A 24,727-nucleotide genomic window follows, 5' to 3' on the forward strand; every position below is an offset into this window, starting at 1 on the left:
ATTTGTTTTAAAACTTTATGGCAAAGTTTTCGTCGGGGTGGCAGGATTCGAACCTGCGGCCTCCTGCTCCCAAAGCAGGCGCGATAACCGGGCTACGCTACACCCCGAGCTTTATTTTAAATTTTGTATCACTGTCAATCTAATCAAACTTAGATAACGATAACTGGATTAAGCTAAAACCCAAAAAGCAAATTATTAAGCGGAGAGACAGGGACTCGAACCCTGGCGACGGTTACCCGTCGACAGATTAGCAATCTGCTCCATTACCGCTCTGGCACCTCTCCAAGCTCAAGAAACGTGTTCTGTTTTGCGGTTGCAAATGTAAGACAACATTCCATATCTCACAACTATTTCTGCGCTTTTTTTAATCTTTTTTCAATCTTTTTTTTAAAACACTTAACAATCAAACAAATAGAATTAACAAAAAATTCATATTAAATTTAAAATCCAATCGAATTGCCCCAAAATTTGAATTTATTCAAATAAAGAGTAAATTTGCTTGATTAACTAATATTAACAGAAAATGAACAAAAGAGTTGTTATCGTTTCTGCCGTTAGAACACCTATCGGAAGTTTCATGGGAGGTTTATCTACCGTACCCGCACCAAAATTAGGTGCTGCCGCTATTAAAGGCGCACTTCAAAAAATTAACCTTGACCCAAAATTAGTTGATGAAGTATTCATGGGGAATGTGGTACAAGCAGGAGTTGGACAAGCTCCCGCACGTCAGGCTGCACTTTTCGCAGGTCTCTCTGAAGAAGTTGCTGCAACAACAGTAAACAAAGTTTGTGCCTCAGGAATGAAAGCTGTAATGTTTGCTGCTCAGGCCATCGCTTGTGGTGATGCTGAAATTGTCGTTGCCGGTGGAATGGAAAACATGAGTTTGATTCCACATTACGTACAAATGCGTAACGGAACTAAATTTGGCCCTGCTACAATGCTTGACGGAATGCAGAAAGATGGTTTGACAGATGCTTACGATAATAACGCAATGGGAGTTTGCGCTGATTTATGTGCGTCTGAATACAACATTAGCCGTGAAGAACAAGACAATTTTGCCATTCAGTCTTACGAAAGAAGTGCAAAAGCATGGGATGCCGGAAAATTCGACAACGAAATTGTTCCAGTAGAAGTTCCGCAAAGACGTGGCGAACCAGTTATTGTTTCTAAAGATGAAGAATACACCAATGTAAAATTGGACAAAATCCCTTCTTTAAGCGCAGTTTTCACCAAAGACGGAACTGTTACGGCCGCAAACGCCTCAACAATCAATGACGGAGCTGCAGCTTTGGTTTTAATGTCTGAAGAAAAAGCAATCGCATTAGGATTAAAACCCCTAGCCTACATAAAAAGTTATGCTGATGCTGCTCAGGAACCAAAATGGTTCACAACGAGCCCTGCAAAAGCATTACCAAAAGCCTTAGACAAAGCAGGAATTGCAATTGGCGATGTTGATTATTTCGAATTCAACGAAGCTTTTGCCGTTGTTGGATTAGCCAATTCAAAAATCCTTGGTCTTGATAACAATAAAGTAAACGTAAATGGCGGAGCTGTTTCATTAGGCCATCCCCTAGGATGTTCGGGAGCAAGAATCATCGTAACTTTGCTAAATGTTTTAGAACAAAATAATGCCAAAACCGGAGCTGCTGCAATTTGCAACGGTGGCGGTGGCGCATCAGCAATTGTTATTGAAAGAGCTTAAATAATATTAAATTTGGAGTTGTTTATAAATCAAACAACTCCAAATTTTCAACTAATAAATTACCTAAATGTTCGGAATTTGCAATCTAGCCATAGTACCCGTTCGATCTGAGCCAAGTGACAGAAGTGAAATCGTTACACAACTTTTGTTTGGTGAACATATCGAGATTTTAGAACGCCAAAATCAATGGGCCCGAATAAAAATACAATTCGATGACTACGAAGGTTGGGTCGATTCGAAACAATATCAGGTAATTTCAGAAGCAAATTATAATCAGCTAAGCAATGACGCCATTATTCTTAATGCTGATTTGATTGATTATATCAGCGCACCCGAGAATTTATTATTACCAATTCCGCTTGGTGCGTCTTTATCCTTTTTAAATAATAACGAAATCAATACTGCTAATTTCGAATTCGAAGGCACAAAAACAAGTGGCGTAAAACCTAAAAGCGCTTTAATAAATACCGCTTTCATGTACTTAAACGCACCCTATCTTTGGGGCGGAAAAACACCTTTTGGCATTGACTGTTCAGGTTTCACACAAATGGTCTACAAACTAAACGGATACAAAATTCACCGCGATGCTTCACAACAAGCACTTGAAGGAGAAGCTTTAAGTTTTATCGAAGAAAGCGAAGCAGGAGATTTAGCCTTTTTTGATAATGACGAAGGAAACATCATTCACGTAGGCATTATTATGGACAACAATTACATCATTCACGCAAGTGGAAAAGTCCGCATTGACCGTTTAGACCACTTAGGAATCTACAATCCAGAAACAAACAAACACACTCATAAGCTACGTGTGATAAAGAAGATCATTTAATACCATTATCCCTAAAACCTAACCTTTTGGCAAAATTTTCATTATCTAAAACACATTTTCAAATAAATGAAGTTTCTATTGAGTTCCCTGTTGAGATTGCTATTTTAGAAAAAGTTCTTGGAGATTATCGATTAAAAAAGAGTAAACATAACTATGTTTATACCTGGGATGCCCATGGTATTATTGCATTTTCTAAAGAAGGATTAAAAGCAGAGAATTTATTACTTGATTTAAATTATGGCACTTATGATTACTGCTCAAAACAGCCATTTTCAGGAGAATTTATATTTGAAGATCAAAATCTATTTGAATTTTATGCAGCCAATAAAAAGCAACTTGTAAAACTTTTTAAAGGAGATGACAGTGGCGCTTTTATTCTTAATGGCATAAGCGTTTGGTTCAATAAAGAAAATGATACCATAACAGCGATCGACATAGCTGCATACGAGGAAAAAATTAAAAAGCCTCAACTGCCTGTTGACAAAGAATTTAAACAATTCGAATTTCTATGGCAAGAATGGATCATTGAAATCAATAAAATTATTGAAGCAGACAATCGTTATTACAATCTCACAAATGGCATTTCTGCAGAAGATTTAAAAGAACATTCCCTTTTAGAAGATGAAATTACAATTCCGCCGGCACTTCAAAATTTTTACAAAGTTCAAAATGTAGAATACGATGCCGTAACTTCTGCTTTTCAGTTTTTAATCAGTGATTGGACGTATGATCTTATTCCGTTTGAGGACATTAAGGAAGAATGGAATTCGATACAAGATTTACAATTTGACCAAGACGACCTTCCGGAACAGGAAATAGATTTTGAAAAAATCAAAACCAACAACTATGCAAATCCAAAATGGATTCCTTTTGCAACCGGACGAAATGGAGATTATTTACTATTTGACACAGATCCCGCCACAAAAGGAAAATTCGGCCAAATCATAGAACTTCAAAACGAATCCTGGGAACGAAACATCGTGGCTGAATCTTTAGAAGAGCTTCTAAAAAATGAAATCAACAACCTAAAAACCGGCAAAAACCAGCATTTCGATTTTATAATCGGCAAAGAAGAAATAGATTAAAAAAAACCGCGACAATCCGTGTTTTCGCTTGCGAATCCGCGTGATCCGCGTGCTAAATTTACGCACTGACACGAATCACTTTTCGAAACTCCGAAGGACTATTCCCTCTCTGTTTCTTAAAGAACTTATTAAAGTGGCTTTCATCGGTAAAACCAAACTCATACGCAATTTCATTAATACGTTTATCACTAAACTGCAAACGATGTTCGATCAGTTTCGTTTTATAATTACTTATATATTGCTGCATTGTTTCATTGGCATGCTTCTTAAAATAACGGCCTAAATACGTATTCGAAATCCCAAAATAATCACTAATCGATTCCGCTTTAATCCTTTCAGGATAGTAAATATTATTCTGGATGTATTGCAAAATATCCATCGCTTTAGCCTCACAACCAATATTTACCTGCTCTGGCAAATACTTTGCAATGTTGCGCGCCACAATAATAATCAAAGTATTCACCAATTGCTGAATCAACTCCTTATTATAAACATCTTTATCCTGGCGTTCGCGAATAATCGCTTCCACCATCACTTTTACCAGACATTTATCAGCATCATTCTTTAAAATACAACCCGGCTGATGATTCGCATTTTGTAGAATATATTCTAAACGCTGAATATTCTCATTCTGCAAACTCGAATTCTTCAAATAAATATCATTAAACCTTAAAAAGAAAAACTTCGTTTTTGTTTCAATCGTAAAATTATGACAATCCTCAGGCGTCAATAAAAACATATGTCCCGCATCATACTCAAAAATATTTTTGTTGATACATTGCCTTCCCGTTCCTTCCAGAATATAAACCAGTTCAAAGAAATTATGACGATCTCCAACATCTGGATATTCATCCAGAGTTTCAAAGGAAACAGTAAACGGCTCGTATAAATTTTCTTTCTTCATGACGTTCTTTATTAATTCGGCTACAAATTTACATAAAAAAGACAAATATATACAACTTAAAGCTCTTAAAAATGGTATAATTTTGCCAAAAAAAAAATTAAAGTATTAAAATATAATATTATGGAATATAGAAAATTAGGCAACACAGAACTTGAATTATCAACTGTTACATACGGTGCATTTGCCATTGGCGGAAACATGTGGGGCGGAAACGAAAAGAAAGATTCAATCGATTCTATTCACGCTTCAATCGATCATGGCGTAACTACAATTGACACTGCTCCTTTCTACGGATTCGGTTTAAGCGAAGAAATGATTGGCGAAGCCCTAAAATCACAAGACAGATCAAAAGTACAATTATTAACCAAATTTGGTTTAGTTTGGGACGGAAGCAACAACGGAAAAGGAGAATTCTTTTTTAATGCCCAAGACAACAGAAAAGAAATCCCGATTTACAAATACGCATCAAAAAGCAACATTATCAAAGAAGTCGAAGACAGTTTAAGACGTCTTCAAACCGATTATATTGACTTATTACAAATTCACTGGCCAGACTCCACTACTCCAATTCACGAAACTATGGAAGCCTTGGAAACCTTAATAAAACAAGGAAAAATCAGAGCAGCCGGAGTTAGTAATTATAGTGCAGATCAAATCAAAGAAGCGCAAAAAACCATTCAACTGGCATCAAACCAGGTTCCGTACAGTATGCTAAATCGCAGTATCGAAGCAGATTTAATACCATACACAACTGCAGAAAATATCGGAATCATTGCTTACAGCCCGATGGAAAGAGGTTTGTTAACCGGAAAATATTTCACAGACAACAAACTAAAAGACAACGACCACAGAAACGGATATTTCGGTCAGTTTGATCTTCAAAAAGTAAAAACTTTAGTCGAAGAATTAAGCTCATTGGCAAACACAAAACACATCTCAATTTCACAATTAGTATTGCGTTGGACTACTTTACAAAAAGGAATCACAATTGTTTTAGCCGGAGCAAGAAACGCAGAGCAAGCCATTTCAAACGCAAAAACATTGGATTTTGATTTATCAATTTCAGAATTAGATTTTATTAATCAGGCTATTGCGAAAGTAAAATAATCGCATTCTTAAAAAATATTTAAACACATAGAAACATAGCCAATAGGAATGTATAAAGGCGTTTCACTTATTTAAATTCACATAGCTGTAACGAAAAGCCTGTTATGAGCTTTGACAAAGCTTGTCACTCACTGTGTGTTAGAAACTAGTTTCTTTTTACATTCTCTAAACACAAAGCAAAAACCTATGTTTCTATGTGTTTAAAATTCTACGCAATAAATAAAAAACAATAAAAATAATTAGGGTGTGTCCCAAGGGCCGGGCTATTCATTACAATCTTTTATGCCGAACCCCGGCACAAAAAGATTTCCACTTCTATCCCTCACACTCACAAATTCATAAGAAAACAAAAAAATGAAAAAAATATTCATCATCAACGGAAGTCAAAATTTTGCGCATTCAGGCGGAAAATTCAACGAAACCGTTACCGACTGGACAATCGAATACTTAACCAACAGCAAGCAATTCGAAATAAAAACAACCGACATCAAACAAGATTTTGATCTTGATGAAGAAGTAGAAAAATTCGTTTGGGCCGATGTAATCATTTATCACACACCAGTTTGGTGGTTTCAATTACCTAATCTTTTCAAAAAATACATCGATGACGTTTTTACAGCCGGACACAACAAAGGAATTTACAAAAGCGACGGAAGAACCCGAACAAATCCAGATATTAATTACGGAACCGGCGGACAATTACACGGTCGTAAATACATGCTTACCACAAGCTGGAATGCGCCTGCAGCCGCTTTTACACTTCCGGGAGAATTCTTCGAAGAAACATCTGTAGATGATGGAGCGATGTTTGGCTTTCATAAAATGAATAAATTTACAGGTATGGAAAAATTAGACGGTTTCCACTTTCACGACGTTGAAAAAGGTGCAACTGCAGAAAACATTGACATCTTTAAAGAAAATTACACCAAACACTTAGAAAAAACTTTTAACTTCTAACCTTTAACTTTTTACAATTATGATCTCAATTACAGCATTATTTAAAAGCAAACCCGAAAATATAGAGCAATTACAAAGCATGCTTAATCATTTGGTGACCGAAACCAGAAAAGAAGCAGCTTGTGTACGTTACGACCTTCATCATTCTGAAAATGTTTTTATCATTTGGGAAGAATGGCAAGATCAGCCAGGTCTTGACATTCATAATAATCAACCCTATTTATTGGATTTTATTGCCAAAAGCGAAAGTTTAGTTTCAACACCAATTCAGGTTTACAAAACGTTTCAAATATTATAATTCAAAAAATGAAAGCACTTTTCACAAACACATACGAATCTGATTTTGTAACTACAGAAACAGCAAAACCAACTCCAAAAAAAGGAGAAGTTTTAATAAAAATTCACGCAAGTGGCGTAAACCCTATCGATAACAAAATCAGATTAGGACTTTCGCCTTATGCATCTCCTGTTTTACCAGCTATTTTAGGAACAGATCTTGCCGGAGTTATCGAAACAATTGGCGAAGGCATTACTAATTTTAAAGTTGGCGACGAAGTTTACGGACTTGCCGGAGGCGTTCTTGGAGTTCAGGGAACTTTAGCCGAATACACCGCTGTTGATGCAGATTTATTGGCCATAAAACCAAAAAACCTAAGCATGAAAGAAGCTGCTGCAATTCCGTTAGTCTTACTTACCGCCTGGGAAGGTCTGATTGACAGAGCTAAAGTACAAAAAGGCGATAAAGTTTTAGTGCATGCCGGAGCTGGCGGCGTTGGTCATATGGTAGTTCAGCTTGCTAAAATTTTTGGCGCCGATGTTTATGCAACCGTTTCTGAGCAAAAATCAGCAATTGTAAAAGGATTTGGAGCAACACCAATTGATAAAAACACTCCCGTGGAGAATTATGTAAATCAATATACAGACGGAAAAGGATTTGATCTTATTTACGATACACTTGGTGGTCAATCACTTGATGATTCTTTCAAAGCCATTCGTCATTACGGACAAATTGCCAGTTGTTACGCTTTCGGGACACATACTTTAGCCACGAGTTCGCTTCGTTCTGCCAGTATTCATGGTGTTTTTGTTTTACGCCCGATGATTGGTAATGAAAATGAAGGAAGAAAACATCACGGAGATATCCTAAAACAAACCACAAAACTAATCGAAGAAGGAAAATTAAAACCTTTAATCGACCCTAGAAAATTCACTTTAGACAACGCTATGGAAGCGCATAAAGCTGTAAGTGATGGTTCTGCAATTGGTAAAATTGTTGTAGATATCGTTTAAGTTTTTTTTTTGCCACGAATTACACTAATCAACACGAATTTATTTACTCTTGATGCTTTAAAATTAGTGCAAATTCGTGAAATTGGTGGCAAACTATTATTTAATTCCGCCAAAAGCGCCAAAACACATATTCTTATGTAAAATTTCAACGCTTTTAAAACCAACTTTTTTCATTAAATCCAATTGGTAATTCATTGATCTTGGCGTATCTTCTTTTTCGATATAATCAAATACATTCTGGCGATATTCTGCCCCGCCAATACCTTCTAAATAATCACCATAACGCTGCCAGGTATATTCATTCAATAATTCGGTATCCTGCGTAATTAAGTCCGAAATCATAAAACATCCTCCCGGTTTTAATAATTTGAAAATCTTAGCAAAAGTCGTTTCCCAATCCTGATCATCACGCAAATGATGCAAAACAGCTCCCGCCAAAATAATATCAAAATGATTTTCCGGTAAATCGACTTCACGAATATCACCCTGCTTCACTTCTACACTTCCATTCGTTGCTTCCGACACCCTTTCAAAAGCCCTGTCTAGCATTGGCAAACTCAAATCAACTAAAGTACAATTCAGAGTAGGTGTTTTAGACAACATTTTCAAAGTATAATTTCCCGCTCCACAGCCAATATCCAAAACAGCTGAAGCATTCGGAACAATCCTTTTAGAGGCTTCTGTAATTAATTCTAAGGATATTGTCGCATCAATTGTCGCAACCTGTCCTGTTTCTAAATTCGAAAATCGTTCGACGTCTTTATCGAATCTTTCTTTGATTTCTGTGATAGTTGATTTTTTCATACCTTTTTATTTTGGGTTTAACGCAGATTTTAAAAAGATTAAAGCAGATTTAAAATGATCTTTTATTTTTAAATCGGCACAATTAAAAAATAAATTTGCGTCAATCAGCTTAAATCTGACAAAATCTGCGTGAAACAATTTTTTATCAAAACTACCACTTTGATATATACTTCAAAAATACTTATTTTGTCAATTATTAATACCTAATAAGTATTTATGGAATTAAGACACTTGAAATATTTTTTGGCTGTAGCCGAAGAATTAAACTTTACCAAAGCGGCTGAGAAACTTTTTATTTCTCAACCTCCTTTAAGCCGGCAAATCATAGAACTGGAAGAAGAAGTCCAGGCGCGTTTATTCATCCGGAACAATAAAAAAGTAGAACTCACTGAAGCCGGAAAATATTTCGAAAAAGAGGCACGAGAACTTTTTCACAATCTGGAACGCATTACTGTGAAAACAAAAAAAATTGCAGAGAATGTTTCTGGAGAATTCAGGATCGCCTACATCAGTTCTATTTATTCTTCTGTAATTTCAGATTTGATTAAACATTTAAAAGATCAATTTCCATATGTCAATTTCAAACTTTTTGAAGTCTCTACAACCAAACAAATTGACGCTCTGGAACAAGGCAAAATTGATTTGGGAATAATTCGATCTCCCATAAAATCTCCTAAAATAAAATCGCAATTGTGGTTTCAGGACGGATTTTCGGTAGTTTATAATAAGAGTTTAATTCAAATTAATTCCGAGATAGAAATCCCGAACCTGAAAGACGAAACTTTTGTATTCTTCAACAAAGATTATGCACCGCATTATCATGAGGTTTTGTTAGAATTATGTGCCTTTTATGGCTTTACACCAAAAGTAGTTCATGAATCGAACAATATCAACTCAATTGTACAATTGGTTAAAAACGGATTAGGGATTTCGATTGTTCCATCAAATATTGCCAAAAATAATCACGATCCGGATATAGGCTTTATCGAATTAAAAAAAGTCAATTTATATACCGATGTTTCATTAATTACTTCAAAAGAAGACAATTCAGAAATCACAAAATCAGCCGTTGATTTTTTATTGCATTTTTCTAAGAAGTAAATTTGCCACGAATGGCACGAATTAATTTAAAACGATGGAAATCCGTAAAAGTTAAATTTTAAAAGAATTTAAATTGCATGCTTTAAAAATAATCGCGCAATCCCGATAGCTATCGGGAGCAAAAGTGCAAAGTTTTTTGTTTCACGCAGATTTCTCAGATTTAGGTAGATTTTTTTAATCCTTCTAATCTTTATAATCTGTGGCTTTAAATTAATTCTTTGCGACTTTGAGATTAATATAAATTCGTGAATTTGTGGCTAAAAAAATTCCTTACAATTTATCACACGAATCTCAATCATAAAAAGAGAACTTTTAAATACCTTAGCAGATTATTACATTACCTAAATAAAATCAATAAAAATGGCAGAGCAATCTTCAATTCAGTGCCCAAATTGCGGAACAACTATCGATGTAAATGACATTCTAAAACATCAGTTAGAAGATAGTATACGTAAAGAATTTCAACAAAAGGCAAATGCTCAGGCCAAAGAACTGGAACTTAAAAACGAGCAATTCGAAAAAGCAAAAACCGAATTTGAAGCCAAAAAGAAGCAGGAAAATGAACTTTTTGCAGAACGTTTAGAACGTGAAAAAAAGGTAGCCGAAAAAGAAATTACCGAAAAATTAAAAACCAAACTCGACGAAGAAAACAAAGATCGTTTGCTTTCTATGGAAAAAGAACTTTCTGAGAAATCAGAAAAACTTCGTGAACTAAATAAAATGACAGGCGAAATTGCAAAGCTACAGCGTGAAAAACTGGAGATGAAAGAAGCAATCGAAGCCGAAGCTCAAAAACAATTGAACGCTACTTTGGTACTCGAGCGTGATAAAATTCGTAAGCAGGAAGAAGAAAAAAATGAGTTAAAAATCAAAGAATACCAAAAACAATCCGACGATCAAAAAAAGCTGATCGAAGAAATGAAACGCAAGCAGGAACAAGGTTCTATGCAATTGCAAGGCGAAGTAATGGAGTTAGCGATCGAAGAATGGCTGGCAAATAACTTTCCGCTTGATAGTATCGATGAAATTAAAAAAGGCGCAAACGGAGCCGATTGCCTTCAGATTGTAAATACCCGCGAATTGCAAAATTGCGGTTCAATTTATTATGAAAGCAAGCGTACAAAAGCGTTTCAACCCGCCTGGATTGAGAAATTTAAAAATGACATTAGAACAAAAAGAGCCAATATTGGAGTTTTAGTTACTGAAGTGATGCCTGCCGGAATGGACAGAATGGGAATGCGTGATGGAATCTGGATTTGTACCTATGAAGAATTTAAAGGTTTAAGTGCTGTTTTACGTCAGTCGTTAATTCAGATTAGTCAGGCCGTTCAGGCGCAGGAAAACAAAGGCGATAAAATGTCGATGTTGTATGACTTTTTAACCAGCAATGAATTCCGTCTGCAGATTGAAGGAATTGTAGAAGGTTTCACACAAATGCAAGGCGATCTTGATGCCGAAAAAAGAGCGATGCAGCGTATCTGGAAACAACGCGAAAAACAAATCGAAAAAGTGGTTCACAATACATTAGGAATGTACGGTTCGATTCGTGGTATCGCCGGAAACGCGGTTCAAACTGTGAGAGCTTTAGAGTTGGATTTTATTGAAGAGGATAAAGAAGATTCTAAAGAATTACTTGAATAGCAACGTGAAATGGCACGCGGATTAGACGGATTCGCTAAAGCGAAAACGCGGATTTACACGGATTTTTTATATTTATAATAATTAAACACAATATTTGTCATTGCGAGCAACGAAGCAACCTCACTAATAATAATCACTTACTGATTTAGCAAATGAGATTGATTCGTTCCTCGCAAAAACAAAATTATGCAAAAAAAGGCTTCCACTATTAATTAGTCGAAGCCTTTTATATTTAGTTCGCTTTTTTGAAAACCATTGTAGGTCCAAACTGATTCGAAAGCGATAACTTATCATTATCAATTTAATAGCTTGTTGTTGTTTTCAATAACTTTACAAATTCTTCTTCTTTTTTAGCCGTAGAACACTTTTTAGTTTCTGATGTAAGATTCAGGAACTGAATTTCTTTTGAACCTTTAGAGAATAAATTTCCATTGATCGCATTACATTCTGTAGAGCCACTAAAAGTTGACAATTTTAATTCAATCTTTGGAACATTTTTCTGAAAATCGGCTGAAGTTATTTTCTTTTCGTTTAATTATTCCAAAGTCCAGGTTTGTTGTATTTTCTTTTCAATTGTCTTTGAAGTCACACTTGTTGCTGTATTTCCTTCTTTAGTAGATTTACAGCTGTATGTTAATGAAACAATAATAAATAACATTAAAATCCTTTTCATGTAAAATATATTTTATACGTTTTATTTTACAAAAATAATTTTACAGACTATTATAAAAGGAAGCTACAAGTTATTCTTTAATCATATTAAGACATATTTTATTCGCTACAATCTCAATCCACTTTTCTAAAAACCAAAAGTTTTCCTGAAGGATTAGACAAGGTCAATCTGTTATCTCCAATAGAATACGTGGTGGTACTTTGCAGTGCTTTTGTAAATTGATCTTCTTTATTTCCCGGCGCACAAGCCATCATAGTTGCCGCTACTTTAGAGAATCTTAGCACATCTTTTTCATAAAAAATACTGCCACTGATGGCATTACAGCCACCGTAACCCATAAATTTATTTTCTGATGAATTGATTTCAATCCTTGGCAATTCCTTTTGAAAATCGGTTACAAAAACTTTAAATCCGTTTAATTCCTCCAGAACCCAAATATCGTGCAGACGATAATCGGTATTATAATTTCCGCATCCGCTTAATTTTGTAAAAGTAAGTTCGCTATTATTTTTAATTTCAACTGAAACTTTATAAGGAGAGATTACACCCGACATCGAATTTTGACATTCTAGCTGCTGAATCGTAATTGTCGCAGTTGATATTTCATTACTTACCTTATACATTTTCACATTAGCATCCATTGCCTTTATTGCTTCGGTTGCAGGGAAAACAAGTTTTTCTTTTCCAGAAATTAAAGAAGTAAACTCAATATTCTCATTCCCCATTTTTATTCCCCAAAAAGGCTCGTTTCCGGTTCCTGTAAAGTAATATTTCATCTGATCTTCCTGAGTTCCGTATTCAGAAGCAGTTGTTGTAGTATCTGAAATTTTGCCCGCTGTAGATTTACAACCTACTATCAATGATAGTAATAGCAAAAAGAAAAGTGATTTTTTCATAGAATTTATGTTAAGAATATTCCCTTTAAATAAAACACATATAAAATTCTTATGAATTTACGACATTTTTTGGAAATCCTTATTTAGAATCTTTTCAAATTTATAGCAACTATAACTTTCTTAATTCTTTGAAAACCCGCACTACGTAAAAGATTACGATAAAATACGTAATTACAAACGCATTTTTATTCTAAAAAAACAAAATATTAAGTAATCAAATAAGTATAAATACTTATATTCGCATAATAATACTTAATTAAAGAAATCATGATAAGAGTAATAGTAGTTGGAAACGGCATGGTTGGTTATAAATTTTGTGAAAAATTCATTGCAAAATCAGGACAGGAAAAGTATCAGATAACCGTTTTTGGCGAAGAACCAAGACGTGCTTACGATCGTGTTCACTTAAGTGAATACTTTGGCGGAAAAACTGCAGACGATTTATCACTCTCAACAACCGAATGGTACTTAGAAAATAATATTACTCTCAACACATCAGAATTAATTACAGATATTAATCGTACAGAAAAAACAGTACACACCCATTTAGGAAATACACATACGTACGATTACTTAGTACTGGCAACAGGATCCTCTGCTTTTGTTCCGCCAATTGACGGAGTCGAAAAAGAAGGTGTTTTTGTGTACAGAACCATCGAAGATTTAGATGCGATTATGGGGTACGCCAAAAAAATAAAACAAAAAGGTGCAACAGAAGCTGCTGTTTTAGGCGGTGGTTTATTAGGACTGGAAGCTGCAAAAGCTGTTCGAGATTTAGGTTTGAATCCGCATGTAGTAGAATTTGCTCCGCGTTTAATGCCAAGACAATTAGATAAAGGCGCAAGCGATATGCTGCAATCTAAAATCGAAGAATTAAATATTGGTATTCATCTTAACAAAGCCACGCAATATATTGACGGAACGACATGCATAACAGGAATGATGTTTGCCGATAACGAATTATTAAAAGTAGACATGTTGGTTATATCTGCCGGGATTAAACCTCGCGACGAACTGGCCCGCGTTTCAGGACTTGAGGTGGGTTTACGAGGCGGCGTTGTGGTAAACAATCAAATGCAGACATCAGATCCTTCTATTTATGCAATTGGTGAAGTAGCACTTTACAACCAAAACATATACGGACTTGTTGCTCCCGGTTACGAAATGGCCGATGTTGCGGCTGAACAAATCTTAAAGGGTTCTAAAACCATGAGAGAAACTATCGATATGTCGACACAATTAAAATTAATTGGCGTTGAAGTAGCGAGTTTTGGTGATCCTTTCGTAGAAAATAATGATGTAACTGCCATTATCTACGAGAATAAACTAAACGGAATTTACAAAAGAATCAACGTTACCAAAGATTCTAAAACCTTATTGGGCGGAATTTTAGTTGGAGATTCGAGCGATTACAATTCTCTTTTTCAGATTTTCAGTAATGCCATGGCGCTGCCAAAAAATCCTGAAGATTTAATTTTAGGTTCCAGAGACGGTTCTGAAGGTTCAAGTCTGGGAAGCGTTATGGATTTACCTGATACAGCTGTAATTTGTTCTTGCGAAAATGTTACGAAAGGTGCTATTTGCTGTTCACTTTTAGACGAAACCTGTTCTAATTTTTCAGATGTTGTCAAACATACCAAAGCTACTTCTGGTTGCGGAGGCTGCAAACCAATGGTTTCTGATTTGGTAAAAGCCACTCAAAAATCTCTTGGTAAAGAAATAAAAGATGTGATCTGTGAGCATTTTAGCTATACACGTCAGGAATTATACGATTTGGTAAAAATTAACAAATACGAGAATTTTTATGAAGTAATTGATCATCATGGCAAAGGCGATGGTTGTGAGGTTTGCAAACCTGTCGTAGCTTCTATTTTCTCTAGTATTTATAATGATACTGCGAATAAACACCTCACAACTCAAGATACAAACGACAGATTTTTGGCCAATATTCAACGAAACGGAACCTATTCTGTAGTACCAAGAGTTGCCGGAGGCGAGATTACTGCCGAGAAACTAATCGTAATTGGCGAAGTAGCCAAAGAATTCGATTTATATACTAAAATTACCGGAGCACAACGTGTCGATTTATTTGGCGCGCATTTGAGTGATTTGCCAAAAATCTGGAAAATCTTAATCGATAATGGTTTCGAAAGTGGTCACGCTTACGGCAAATCGCTTCGAGCCGTAAAAAGCTGCGTTGGAAATGCGTGGTGCCGTTACGGAATGGACGACAGCGCCGGATTTGCAATAGAACTCGAAAACAGATACAAAGGCATTCGTTCTCCTCATAAATTAAAAGGCGGTGTTTCGGCTTGTATTCGCGAATGCGCAGAAGCCCGAGGAAAGGATTTCGGATTGATTGCCGTTGAAGGCGGCTGGAATTTATACATCGCCGGAAACGGTGGTGCAAACCCAAAACACGCTGTTTTATTAGCCGAAAAAATCGACAAAGAAACAGTTATCAAATATCTCGATCGTTTTTTAATGTATTACATACGTACAGCTGGACCGCTAATCAGAACTGCAACCTGGTTAGAAAAACTGGACGGAGGTTTAGAATACCTAAAAGAAGTAATCATCGAAGACAGCTTAGGAATCTGTGAAACCCTTGAAGCCGAAATGCAGACTCTCGTAAATACGTTTGAATGCGAATGGAAACAAGTGCTGGAAAAACCAAGATTATTAAAACGTTTCAACCACTTTGTAAACTCTGAAGAGAAAGACGACAATGTTGTTTTTGTTCCGTTAAGAGATCAAAAAGCGCCAAAAGCTTGGACTTAACTTTATAAATAATTTTTCAACACATAGAAACATAGAATAATTGAACTTAAAAAAGGCGTTCCACTTGCATTAACACACATAGCTTTCAAAGATTTTTAATTTTTAATTCTCAATTTTTAATTAAACAATTCAGCTCCAAAAAAAAGAAAAAAAATATCACAAAACGTTTGCTGTCCTCTTTCCCTCTTTTTTACTGCGCCATCAAACTCTCTTGATTGTAAAAAGAGGGATAAGAAACAGAAACACAAAACTTATCAAAATGGAAGAAATCTTAAATCAATACGAAACAGTTCATCCAAACGATGCAACAATTTGGTTCAAAGCCGGAAAAGTAGAAGATTTCCCTACCAATCGTGGCGGTTGCATCAAATACAAAAACAAACAAATTGCCATTTTTAATTTCGCACGCCGCAACGAATGGTACGCTTGCCAAAATGCCTGCCCGCATAAAATGGAAATGGTTCTCGCAAGAGGCATGACAGGATCTACAGATGATATCCCAAAAATTGCCTGTCCAATGCACAAAAAAACATTCTCATTAGTAGATGGTTCTAACCTAAATGGCGATGATTATAAAATAGCAACTTACCCTATTAAAGTGATTGAAAACGAAGTATTTGTAGGTTTTACAGATTAATTAATTTCCAGACTAAAACAATTTAAACACATAGGAACATAGCCTTTAGAAACCCTAAAAAGGCATTTCACTTGCATTAACAAACATAGCTATGTGTTAGAAACTAGTTTCTTTTTAATTTTCTTTTTTCTTAAAAAGTCAAAAACCTATGTTTCTATGCGTTTAAAAATTAAGCTTTATTAGTTAATTATGTATCTTTGAAATTCTATTATCTTACCAAAAAAATGAACACACCTTTTCAAAAAGCAAGCGAATGGATTGATGCTGAAAACGCACAGGATCCGAATATCGAAATCGACCAGAATACCGAATATCCAAAGGAATTATTGTACTCCAACAGAATGTACGAAAGACTGATGCAGTTTGAACCTGAAGCTTCAGAACAAATTCAGATTGCCTCAAAAGCACAGCACATTTGCCGATGGAAAGTCGCTCGCGAATCCTACCCAATGGATCGTGTGGGTTATTTGAGATGGAGAGAAGACCTGAAAAAATTTCACGCCAAAACCACCGCCGAAATTTTAGAAAAAGCAGGATATAATCAGGATTTTATCGATCGCGTTTCTTTTTTAATCGAAAAGAAATTATTGAAGAAAGATGCCGAAACTCAATTGCTTGAAGACATAATTTGTCTGGTATTTTTAGAATATTACCTGGATCCGTTTGTTCATAAACACGATGATGAAAAACTAAAAAACATCATCAAAAAAACCTGGGATAAAATGTCTGACAAAGGACATCAGGAAGCCTTAAAAATTAATTATTCTGAAGAAAATCTCAACTTAATAAAAGCCTCTTTAGGATTGTAATCTGAGGATGAAATGAGCTAAAGACGAATTTCATTTTCCGATAAAAGACAAATCTCTTCGAATGAAAAAAAGCAATCAGGAAGCTGCAGATAAAATCAATTTCAAAAATTTACGCCGTTGGTATTTTTTTGCCCTCTGGACTATTGCTATAACCGTTATTCTAAGCCAGATCCTGGTTCAGTACAATTTAAAACAACAATTAAGCGATTCTAAAATCATAAACATTTCAGGCAAACAGCGAATGCTGAGCCAGAAAATTGTAAAAGAAGTTTTGATTTTAAATTATGTTTCAGACACCGTTTCCCAAAAACAAATTTTGCATTTAAAGAATGTTCTCGAACTCTGGAAAACCACTCAAAATGCACTTGAAAATGGCAACGACAGTTTAGCTTTCCCTAAAGAAAAAAGCGAAACCTTAAATAAATTGTATGCCGAGATCAATCCGGTTTTCAGCACTATCAGCCAATCGACAGATTCTTTTCTATTAAACTTAAAACAAAAAAGCAATTTAGCCCAGAATCAAAAACTGGTTCAGACGATCCTGAAAAACGAAGGGCTCTTCCTTTCAAAAATGAATCGAATTGTAAGTCAGTACGATCTTGAAGCCCACGAAAAAGTAACCGAACAACGCAAAATAGAATATTGGATTTTTGCCTTTACACTTTTCGTTTTGCTAATGGAGTTTTTCTTCATCTTTAAACCTACCAACAAAAAAATAGAAAAACTGATTGCCAAACTTTTATCTTCTGAAAAGAAAGCTTTAAAACTCGCTTATGACACTGAAATTATTAGCGAAATAAAAGAAAACTCTGTAAAAGAATTAAAGTCCCTGAATTACGCCATGGAAAATACGCTGCTGTATTGCCGTATTGCACCCGATGGCTCGATTATTCATATTGGAGAAAAATTTGCCAAACTTTTAAATTATACCCGATTCTCCTCTGATAAAAAATTCTCTGAAGTGCTAACAACCGACGAGAAAGAACAACTCAATATTGACCGAATCATCTTTGAGAAACACAGAAGTGGCTGGCAGGGCGAAATTAAAATCATCAATAAAGAAGCCCAGACTTTTTGGCTTGATTTGTCTATGGTTCCAGTCACAATCAAAAAAGAAGAATCAGAACTTTTAATAATTTGTTTCAATATTACCGAGCGTAAAAAAGCACAGCGCGAAGTCGAACGTCTGAATATCGAAAACAGCACCGAAAAAATCAATCAGCAAAAAATCATTTCGAGTAAAATCGTTGAAAATCAGGAAAACGAACAAAACCGAATCGCAAAAGAAATTCACGACGGAATTGGGCAAATGCTTACCGGATTAAAATTTAGTCTGGAAAGTATCAATCTCGACGACAAAGAAAAATCAGCTCAAAAAATAGAATACCTAAAGAAACTATCTCTTGACATTATAAAAGGCGTTCGCACCGCCACTTTCAACTTAATGCCTCCGGAACTCAGCGATCACGGCATAGTTTCCTCTTTGGCAAAACTTACCCAGGAACTTTCTAAACTAACCGGAAAAGAAATTCTGTTTTACAACAAAACCGACTTTAATCAGCGTTTAGATTCTCTAATCGAAATCAACATTTACCGACTAACACAGGAAGCCATCAATAATGCCATAAAATATGCCGAATCATCGCATATAATTGTCCAGCTTTCGCACAGTAATACTTTGTTAAGCATTATCGTAGACGACAACGGAAAAGGCTTTGATATTCATGCCGTAGACAAAAAACGCAATAGCGAATCCGGAATGGGATTATTGTTTATGAAAGAGCGAATTCAATACGTAAACGGTCGCGTATTTATTAATTCTATTCCGGGCGAAGGAACGAGAATTACTTTTAATATTCCGATTTAGAAAAAGGAAATTCCAAATTCCAATTACACACAATCTTGTCAGGCTGAGCGAAGTCGAAGCCTCGAAACGTAAAATCTATCAAATAATAATAATTTGGGCGAGACACCATCCCGATAAGAGGGCAAATTTACTTTGCGCTTATTCGCCCTCTTACAGGCATGCTGTCGGGCTATCCGGTCCACTGCAGCGGATTCCTCTTATCCCTCTCGCGGCAATCGCTTTCAAAAGAGCTTCTGATTTACTCAAAATTTACCAGAAATGATAAACTTCATGAAAAAACTTTGTCAAAGTTCAGCGCAAGACGATTCGCAATCTTATCATCCTGAGCCAAGTCGAAGGAACACAATCTTAATCACCAATCTTTGATAAATGAATAATGTAATTCGCAGCAAACTTTGTCAAAGTTCTAAACTTTGACAAAGTTCAACCCAAGACCATCTCAAATAGCAACATATAACTTATGATATGATTCATTTTTTAATGATATTTTAATGTTGGCTTTAATATTAGAATTTGCAATTTTAAAAATTTAGAAATTAAAATCTAAAAATTACGTATATTAGCGTCTTCTTTGTAGATGAATATACGTAAAAATCCAAAATAAAATTTAAGTAAATTATGAGTAATATCATTCGTGTAGTACTGGCAGATGATCATGTTTTTGTAAGAGATGGAATTAAATCATTACTTGAAAACGAAGCAAACATCGAGGTTGTAGGAGAAGCAATCGATGGTGCAGATGCTCTTGAAGTGGTTGCAACCAGCAAACCTGATTTACTTATAGTAGATATTCGTATGCCTAACTTAACCGGTATCGAGGTAGTAGAAAAACTTAGAGGCGAAAATAATAATGTAAAGATAATCATGCTTTCTATGCACGAGTCTGAAGAATACGTATTAAAGTCTATAAAAGCCGGAGCCGATGGTTATTTATTAAAAGGATCAAGCAAAGAAGAATTCCTAAAAGCACTGCATACCGTTGCTGCCGGCGGAAAATATTTTAGTGGCGATATTTCGTCTATATTAATTAGCCAATTAACCAACTCTTCGACATCATTAGAACCGAAACAAAGCTTGTCCGAAGAAATGATGATTACCAAAAGAGAAAAAGAAATCCTCACACTTTTATTGTCCGGAAAAGGGAACAAAGAAATCGCTGAAGCACTTGATATCAGTAAGCGTACTGCCGAAGTACATCGTTTTAACTTAATGAAAAAGTTAAAAGTTAAAAATTTAATGGAACTTTCGAATAAAGCGACTGAGTATTCTTTACTGTAATAACTTCTCAATGAGAAACCTATTAAAATTTACTCTTCTAATTTTTATCTTAAGCCTAAAAACTTATTCACAAAATTGTTCTGATTCAATTAGAAAAAACTGGAAATATTTTAAGCTAAAATCAAACACACAAGCCTTTATAGTTGATCACTTGCCGAGTCCTGCATTATGTGGACCACTTGCTTTTGCTTCTGTTACCATAGTAAAGACAGAAGATGGAGAAACTTTTCGTGTCTTAGATTTATGCAATTCCAAAACTTATACAACTCATCAAAAAATCAAAATAATTCCAGGTATTAAACCAAAATTTAATGTAATATTTCTATCACAATCTGTAATAAAACAGAATGCTGACAATAAATTAGAACCTGAATACGATTATAAAATTCTAAAAACAACTTGGGCTACAATAGAGCAATATAAGTCAAATAAAAATGTACGTATAAATACGTAATTATTTTTCAAAAACTGTGTTTTAGCAGTTTTTAACTAAGTTATAGTACTTATTTTTATCAAAAATTATAAGTGCTATGAAAACTACAAACTCATTATCTCAATCTCACAAAATTTTAATTTTGAACACATTGGCATTTACAGTGTGTTTTGCCTGCTGGACACTAAACGGTGTTTTAGTAACCTTTTTAGTCGATAACGGAATTTTTCACTGGAGCGTTGTTCAGGTGGGCTGGCTTCTGGGTATTCCCATATTAACCGGTTCGATCATGCGTCTGCCAATTGGAATTTTAACGGATAAATATGGCGGAAAATACGTTTTTTCACTTTTACTCCTCCTCTGCTCGATTCCTTTATTTCTGCTTCCTTATGCCGACAGTTTTTTTATGTTTGCTTTATTGAGTTTTTTCTTCGGAATGGTCGGAACAAGTTTTGCTGTCGGGATTGGATATACCTCGATTTGGTATCCAAAAGAATGGCAAGGCCGTGCCCTGGGAATCTTCGGGATGGGGAACGCCGGAGCCGCAATAACCACTTTTCTCGCACCTTCCTTATTAAATTATTTCTCTGTTGATGATCCTGAAAATGGCTGGAAAATATTGCCTGTTATTTATGCCATCTCACTATTGGTCATAGGAGTCGCTTTTTTAATATTCGCCAAAAACAAAAAAATAGAGAACAATACTAAAAGCGTTTCTCAAATGCTGGGTTCTTTAAAATCAGCCCGGGTATGGCGTTTTGGAGCTTATTACTTTTTAGTATTCGGATGTTTTGTGGCTTATTCGCAATGGTTATTACCTAATTTCATGAATGTCTATCAAACCAGTTTAGTTATGGGCGGTTTATTTGCTACTCTTTTCAGTTTACCATCAGGGGTAATTCGCGCTTTTGGAGGATATTTATCAGATAAATTCGGAGCCAGAAAAGTGATGTATTGGGTTTTGAGTTCATCAGTAATTTTAAGCGCTTTATTGATGATTCCAAAAATGGAAATCACCACTACCGGACCAGGCGTTCTAGCCACTAAAAAAGGTACTATAACTTCCGTTTCAAATAGCAACATTAAGATTGGAGAAACGGATTTTACCGTTGCGCAAAAGAAAGAAGATGTAAGCGAAAGCGCCATTTTCCCAACCAGTACCTCCTGGCAGCAAGTCGTGGTCGAACAAAACCAGACTGTAAAGAAAAAAGAACTTTTAGCGAAAGGAATTACAGTGATTAAATTCGATGCAAATATGTGGGTCTTTCTGGTTTTGGTAATACTAATTGGAATTTCGTGGGGAATAGGAAAAGCGGCAGTTTACAAACATATTCCGGAATATTTCCCTACCGAAGTTGGCGTTGTAGGCGGTATGGTGGGCATGATTGGCGGTTTGGGCGGTTTCTTCGGACCAATCATTTTTGGATACCTTTTAACAGCAACCGGAATCTGGTCCAGTTCCTGGATTTTTATTCTCATTTTTTCTGCTGTCTGCTTAATATGGATGCATTACACTATAACTAAAATTATGAAAGAAAAATCACCAATATTCGCAAAAGTAATTGACAGACAATAAATTAAATAAAAATTTCAGAACAAAAAATAAGCATTAACATGATTTTCACCATATATAACGAACTATTTTTCTTATAATCTTGCTGATATTCAAAGAAACCAATTATGAAAAAACTACAATTAATTCTACTTTTATTACTAGTAGGAATAAGCTTTGACATTCAGGCGCAGGAATTTGATGCAAATTTGCAATTAAGACCACGTTTTGAATATCGTAACGGATATAAGACTCTTATACCAGAAGGAAAAGAAGCCACTTCGCAAATCTCACAACGTTCCAGATTAAATTTTAATTACAAACAGGATCAATTATCTGTAAAATTAACTTTACAGAATGTAAGAACATGGGGAGATGTGGGAACAACTGCAACTTCAGATAAAAATGGTGTAGCCGTTTTTGAAGCCTGGGCGCAATATGATATCAGTGAAAAATGGAGCGCAAGAGCCGGTCGTCAGGTTCTTTCATATGACAATCAACGTATTATGGGAGAAATTGACTGGTTGCAACAAGGACAAAGTCACGATGCTGTAATGATTTCGTTCCATCCAAAAAACCATCAGCTTGATCTGGGATTTGCCTATAACTCTGATGCCGAAAACAATTTTCAAACTCCTTACAAAGTAGGTAATTGCAAAGCGATGCAATACGCATGGTACCATACTAATGCAGACAAATTAGGTATTAGTTTATTAGTTTTGAATACAGGTTATGAATATGCTAATCCTGCACAAAAACTACTAGTTGACTACAAACAAACTTTTGGAACTTACCTGACTTACAAAACCAAAAAAACTGACAGTAACTTAAGTTTCTACGGTCAAACCGGAAAAAGTACAGACAATCAGGTTAGTGCATGGGATGGTGCAGTAAACTTTGCATATGCTATAACAGATTCATTTAAAGCTGGTGTTGGTTACGAATATTTATCAGGAAAAGATACAAATGAGGGAAGTACAGTAATCAAATCATTCAATCCTATTTTTGGTACTAACCACGCATTCAACGGTTACATGGATTATTTCTATGTTGGTGGTGGTCATCAAAACAGTGTTGGTTTACAAGATGCTTCTTTGAAATTCAATTACAATGTAAAAAAATGGCAATTTGCATTAATGCCACACGTATTCTTATCTGCTGCTGATGTAGTGGTAGCAAATAAAAAAATGGATTCTTATTTAGGAACTGAGGTTGACTTTACAGCCGGATTCAATTTCAAAAAAGATATCACACTTACAGGAGGATATTCTCAAATGTTTGGTACCAAAACTTTAGAAGTTCTTAAAACTCCTGGATATGCAGGACATACCAACAACTGGGCATGGTTAATGATTTCTGTAAATCCTAGAATTTTCACCTGGAAAAAATAGTTAAACTTTAATAATAACAAGATAATTTACCCTTTTTCTCTTTTAGAAAAAGGGTATTTTTTTGTTTTCTATATCAAGGACATTTACTCTTATAATTGGGTATATTTGATGTACAAATAACTAAATCTTTCTTATTTACCTAAAAAAATAATCAGTAAAGCATCTCTTGATGCAATCTTAAATCTTAATAACAAAAAACAATGAACGACACCTGGACAGACAGATGGAACGACCGCTACAGCAACGAGGAATTTGCTTACGGCACAGCACCCAACAATTTTTTAAAAGAACAATTAGAGAAACTAAACTCAGGAACTATTCTTTTTCCGGCTGAAGGCGAAGGTAGAAATGCTGTTTTTGCAGCCCAATTAGGTTGGAAAGTCTCCGCATTTGATATTAGTGCCGAAGGAAAAAACAAAGCCCTTAAACTAGCTGAAGCAAATAATATTGTAATTGATTACCAAGTTGGAGAACTGGAAACCCTTAATTATCAGGCTGAACAATTTGATGTAATTGCATTAATTTATGCACACTTTCCGGCAGCGATTAAATCATTCATTCACCAAACATTAGAAACTTATTTACGTAAAGATGGATACATCATTTTTGAAGCTTTCAGCAAAAAACATTTAGAATATCTGGCTATAAACGATAAAGTTGGCGGACCAAAAGATATTGAATCCCTATTTTCTATTGAAGAAATACAATCTGATTTTCCTGATTATGAAATCATTCAGTTAGAAGAAAAAGAAATCGAATTAAACGAAGGTCTGTTCCATAACGGAAAAGGTTCTGTTATTCGATTTGTTGGAAAGAAAAAATAAGCTTTCTAAAAACGTTTCGTAGAGATGTACAAAAAAATTACTACTGTACATCTCTACACCATTTTACCCTCTAAAACAGTAACTAACTACAATACAGCTATTTAAATTAAAGCCAATTGCTAAAATAAAAACTTTTATTTGTATTTTAGTACAAAAAAAAGAAACT

At 35.2% G+C, this 24,727-nt stretch carries 23 protein-coding genes and 2 tRNA genes; 18 read left to right on the plus strand and 7 right to left on the minus strand.

Annotation, left to right across the window (positions count from 1 at the left end; translation table 11 throughout):
* Nucleotides 1-32: 32 nt before the first annotated feature.
* Nucleotides 33-107 (minus strand) — tRNA-Pro (locus IRZ78_RS23640).
* Between the two features lie 93 nt (nucleotides 108-200).
* Nucleotides 201-284, minus strand: a tRNA-Ser gene (locus tag IRZ78_RS23645).
* Nucleotides 285-523: 239 nt separating this feature from the next.
* On the opposite strand from IRZ78_RS23645, the gene IRZ78_RS23650 reads away from it, so the two are divergent.
* The 3 genes from IRZ78_RS23650 (at nucleotide 524) to IRZ78_RS23660 (ending at nucleotide 3,616) form a co-directional block, all read left to right on the plus strand.
* Nucleotides 524-1,702, plus strand: coding sequence for an acetyl-CoA C-acyltransferase (locus IRZ78_RS23650; RefSeq protein ID WP_194619583.1), 1,179 nt, complete (start codon nucleotides 524-526; stop codon nucleotides 1,700-1,702).
* A 67-nt stretch (nucleotides 1,703-1,769) separates the two neighbouring features.
* Nucleotides 1,770-2,531 (plus strand): C40 family peptidase, encoded by a 762-nt coding sequence (locus tag IRZ78_RS23655; RefSeq protein ID WP_194619585.1) that lies wholly within the window; start codon nucleotides 1,770-1,772, stop codon nucleotides 2,529-2,531.
* Nucleotides 2,532-2,557: 26 nt separating this feature from the next.
* Complete coding sequence (locus IRZ78_RS23660) at nucleotides 2,558-3,616, plus strand: SMI1/KNR4 family protein (RefSeq protein WP_194619587.1); 1,059 nt, start codon at nucleotides 2,558-2,560, stop codon at nucleotides 3,614-3,616.
* A gap of 58 nt (nucleotides 3,617-3,674) precedes the next feature.
* Here the strand turns inward: IRZ78_RS23660 and IRZ78_RS23665 are convergent, their stop codons facing one another.
* Entirely contained in the window at nucleotides 3,675-4,520 is an 846-nt protein-coding gene (locus tag IRZ78_RS23665; RefSeq protein WP_194619589.1) for an AraC family transcriptional regulator, read from the minus strand.
* 120 nt (nucleotides 4,521-4,640) lie between these two features.
* Here IRZ78_RS23665 and IRZ78_RS23670 point away from each other — a divergent pair, with 120 nt between their 5' ends.
* The 4 genes from IRZ78_RS23670 to IRZ78_RS23685 all read left to right on the plus strand — a co-directional run bounded on the left by IRZ78_RS23670 (nucleotide 4,641) and on the right by IRZ78_RS23685 (nucleotide 7,874).
* Nucleotides 4,641-5,627, plus strand: coding sequence for an aldo/keto reductase (locus tag IRZ78_RS23670; RefSeq protein ID WP_194619591.1), 987 nt, complete (start codon nucleotides 4,641-4,643; stop codon nucleotides 5,625-5,627).
* Nucleotides 5,628-5,981: 354 nt separating this feature from the next.
* Nucleotides 5,982-6,584 (plus strand): NAD(P)H-dependent oxidoreductase, encoded by a 603-nt coding sequence (locus IRZ78_RS23675; protein WP_194619593.1) that lies wholly within the window; start codon nucleotides 5,982-5,984, stop codon nucleotides 6,582-6,584.
* A gap of 19 nt (nucleotides 6,585-6,603) precedes the next feature.
* A complete protein-coding gene (locus IRZ78_RS23680) occupies nucleotides 6,604-6,882 on the plus strand; it encodes a putative quinol monooxygenase (RefSeq protein ID WP_194619594.1) in 279 nt (92 codons plus the stop codon).
* Between the two features lie 8 nt (nucleotides 6,883-6,890).
* The gene (locus tag IRZ78_RS23685) at nucleotides 6,891-7,874 is read left to right on the plus strand and encodes a zinc-dependent alcohol dehydrogenase family protein (protein WP_194619596.1); all 984 of its coding nucleotides are present in this window, start codon (nucleotides 6,891-6,893) and stop codon (nucleotides 7,872-7,874) included.
* Nucleotides 7,875-7,970: 96 nt separating this feature from the next.
* Here IRZ78_RS23685 and IRZ78_RS23690 read toward each other — a convergent pair whose 3' ends face one another.
* Nucleotides 7,971-8,678, minus strand: coding sequence for a class I SAM-dependent methyltransferase (locus IRZ78_RS23690; protein ID WP_194619598.1), 708 nt, complete (start codon nucleotides 8,676-8,678; stop codon nucleotides 7,971-7,973).
* A 216-nt stretch (nucleotides 8,679-8,894) separates the two neighbouring features.
* Here IRZ78_RS23690 and IRZ78_RS23695 point away from each other — a divergent pair, with 216 nt between their 5' ends.
* Both IRZ78_RS23695 and IRZ78_RS23700 read left to right on the plus strand, forming a co-directional pair.
* Entirely contained in the window at nucleotides 8,895-9,779 is an 885-nt protein-coding gene (locus IRZ78_RS23695; protein WP_194619600.1) for a LysR family transcriptional regulator, read from the plus strand.
* 360 nt (nucleotides 9,780-10,139) lie between these two features.
* A complete protein-coding gene (locus tag IRZ78_RS23700; protein ID WP_194619602.1) occupies nucleotides 10,140-11,420 on the plus strand; it encodes a DUF2130 domain-containing protein in 1,281 nt (426 codons plus the stop codon).
* A 301-nt stretch (nucleotides 11,421-11,721) separates the two neighbouring features.
* Here the strand turns inward: IRZ78_RS23700 and IRZ78_RS23705 are convergent, their stop codons facing one another.
* From IRZ78_RS23705 to IRZ78_RS23715, 3 genes are all read right to left on the minus strand, one after another.
* Entirely contained in the window at nucleotides 11,722-11,940 is a 219-nt protein-coding gene (locus tag IRZ78_RS23705; RefSeq protein WP_347349848.1) for an META domain-containing protein, read from the minus strand.
* Between the two features lie 15 nt (nucleotides 11,941-11,955).
* On the minus strand, nucleotides 11,956-12,093 hold the full coding sequence (locus IRZ78_RS23710; protein ID WP_194619606.1) for a hypothetical protein: 138 nt from the start codon (nucleotides 12,091-12,093) through the stop codon (nucleotides 11,956-11,958).
* A gap of 113 nt (nucleotides 12,094-12,206) precedes the next feature.
* The gene (locus tag IRZ78_RS23715) at nucleotides 12,207-12,989 is read right to left on the minus strand and encodes an META domain-containing protein (RefSeq protein WP_194619608.1); all 783 of its coding nucleotides are present in this window, start codon (nucleotides 12,987-12,989) and stop codon (nucleotides 12,207-12,209) included.
* 267 nt (nucleotides 12,990-13,256) lie between these two features.
* Between IRZ78_RS23715 and nirB the strand changes: the two genes are divergently transcribed.
* The 9 genes from nirB (at nucleotide 13,257) to IRZ78_RS23760 (ending at nucleotide 24,561) form a co-directional block, all read left to right on the plus strand.
* Complete coding sequence (gene nirB / locus IRZ78_RS23720) at nucleotides 13,257-15,770, plus strand: nitrite reductase large subunit NirB (RefSeq protein WP_194619610.1); 2,514 nt, start codon at nucleotides 13,257-13,259, stop codon at nucleotides 15,768-15,770.
* A 259-nt stretch (nucleotides 15,771-16,029) separates the two neighbouring features.
* Nucleotides 16,030-16,407, plus strand: coding sequence for a nitrite reductase small subunit NirD (nirD, locus tag IRZ78_RS23725; protein WP_194619612.1), 378 nt, complete (start codon nucleotides 16,030-16,032; stop codon nucleotides 16,405-16,407).
* Between the two features lie 224 nt (nucleotides 16,408-16,631).
* Entirely contained in the window at nucleotides 16,632-17,216 is a 585-nt protein-coding gene (locus tag IRZ78_RS23730) for a DUF4202 domain-containing protein (RefSeq protein ID WP_194619615.1), read from the plus strand.
* 61 nt (nucleotides 17,217-17,277) lie between these two features.
* On the plus strand, nucleotides 17,278-19,083 hold the full coding sequence (locus tag IRZ78_RS23735) for an ATP-binding protein (protein WP_194619617.1): 1,806 nt from the start codon (nucleotides 17,278-17,280) through the stop codon (nucleotides 19,081-19,083).
* Between the two features lie 618 nt (nucleotides 19,084-19,701).
* Nucleotides 19,702-20,361, plus strand: coding sequence for a response regulator transcription factor (locus tag IRZ78_RS23740; RefSeq protein ID WP_194619619.1), 660 nt, complete (start codon nucleotides 19,702-19,704; stop codon nucleotides 20,359-20,361).
* 10 nt (nucleotides 20,362-20,371) lie between these two features.
* Nucleotides 20,372-20,815: a hypothetical protein gene (locus IRZ78_RS23745; protein ID WP_194619621.1), complete on the plus strand. Its 444-nt coding sequence runs from the start codon at nucleotides 20,372-20,374 to the stop codon at nucleotides 20,813-20,815.
* A gap of 76 nt (nucleotides 20,816-20,891) precedes the next feature.
* Nucleotides 20,892-22,370, plus strand: a complete 1,479-nt coding sequence (locus IRZ78_RS23750; RefSeq protein WP_194619623.1) for an MFS transporter — start codon at nucleotides 20,892-20,894, stop codon at nucleotides 22,368-22,370.
* Between the two features lie 104 nt (nucleotides 22,371-22,474).
* Nucleotides 22,475-23,737 carry an alginate export family protein gene (locus IRZ78_RS23755; RefSeq protein ID WP_194619625.1) on the plus strand — a complete coding sequence of 421 codons (1,263 nt, stop codon included), beginning with the start codon at nucleotides 22,475-22,477 and terminating at the stop codon, nucleotides 23,735-23,737.
* A 200-nt stretch (nucleotides 23,738-23,937) separates the two neighbouring features.
* Nucleotides 23,938-24,561: a class I SAM-dependent methyltransferase gene (locus IRZ78_RS23760; protein ID WP_194619627.1), complete on the plus strand. Its 624-nt coding sequence runs from the start codon at nucleotides 23,938-23,940 to the stop codon at nucleotides 24,559-24,561.
* The last annotated feature ends 166 nt before the right edge of the window (nucleotides 24,562-24,727 follow it).

Source organism: Flavobacterium sp. CSZ, assembly GCF_015350725.1.
GTDB lineage: Bacteria > Bacteroidota > Bacteroidia > Flavobacteriales > Flavobacteriaceae > Flavobacterium.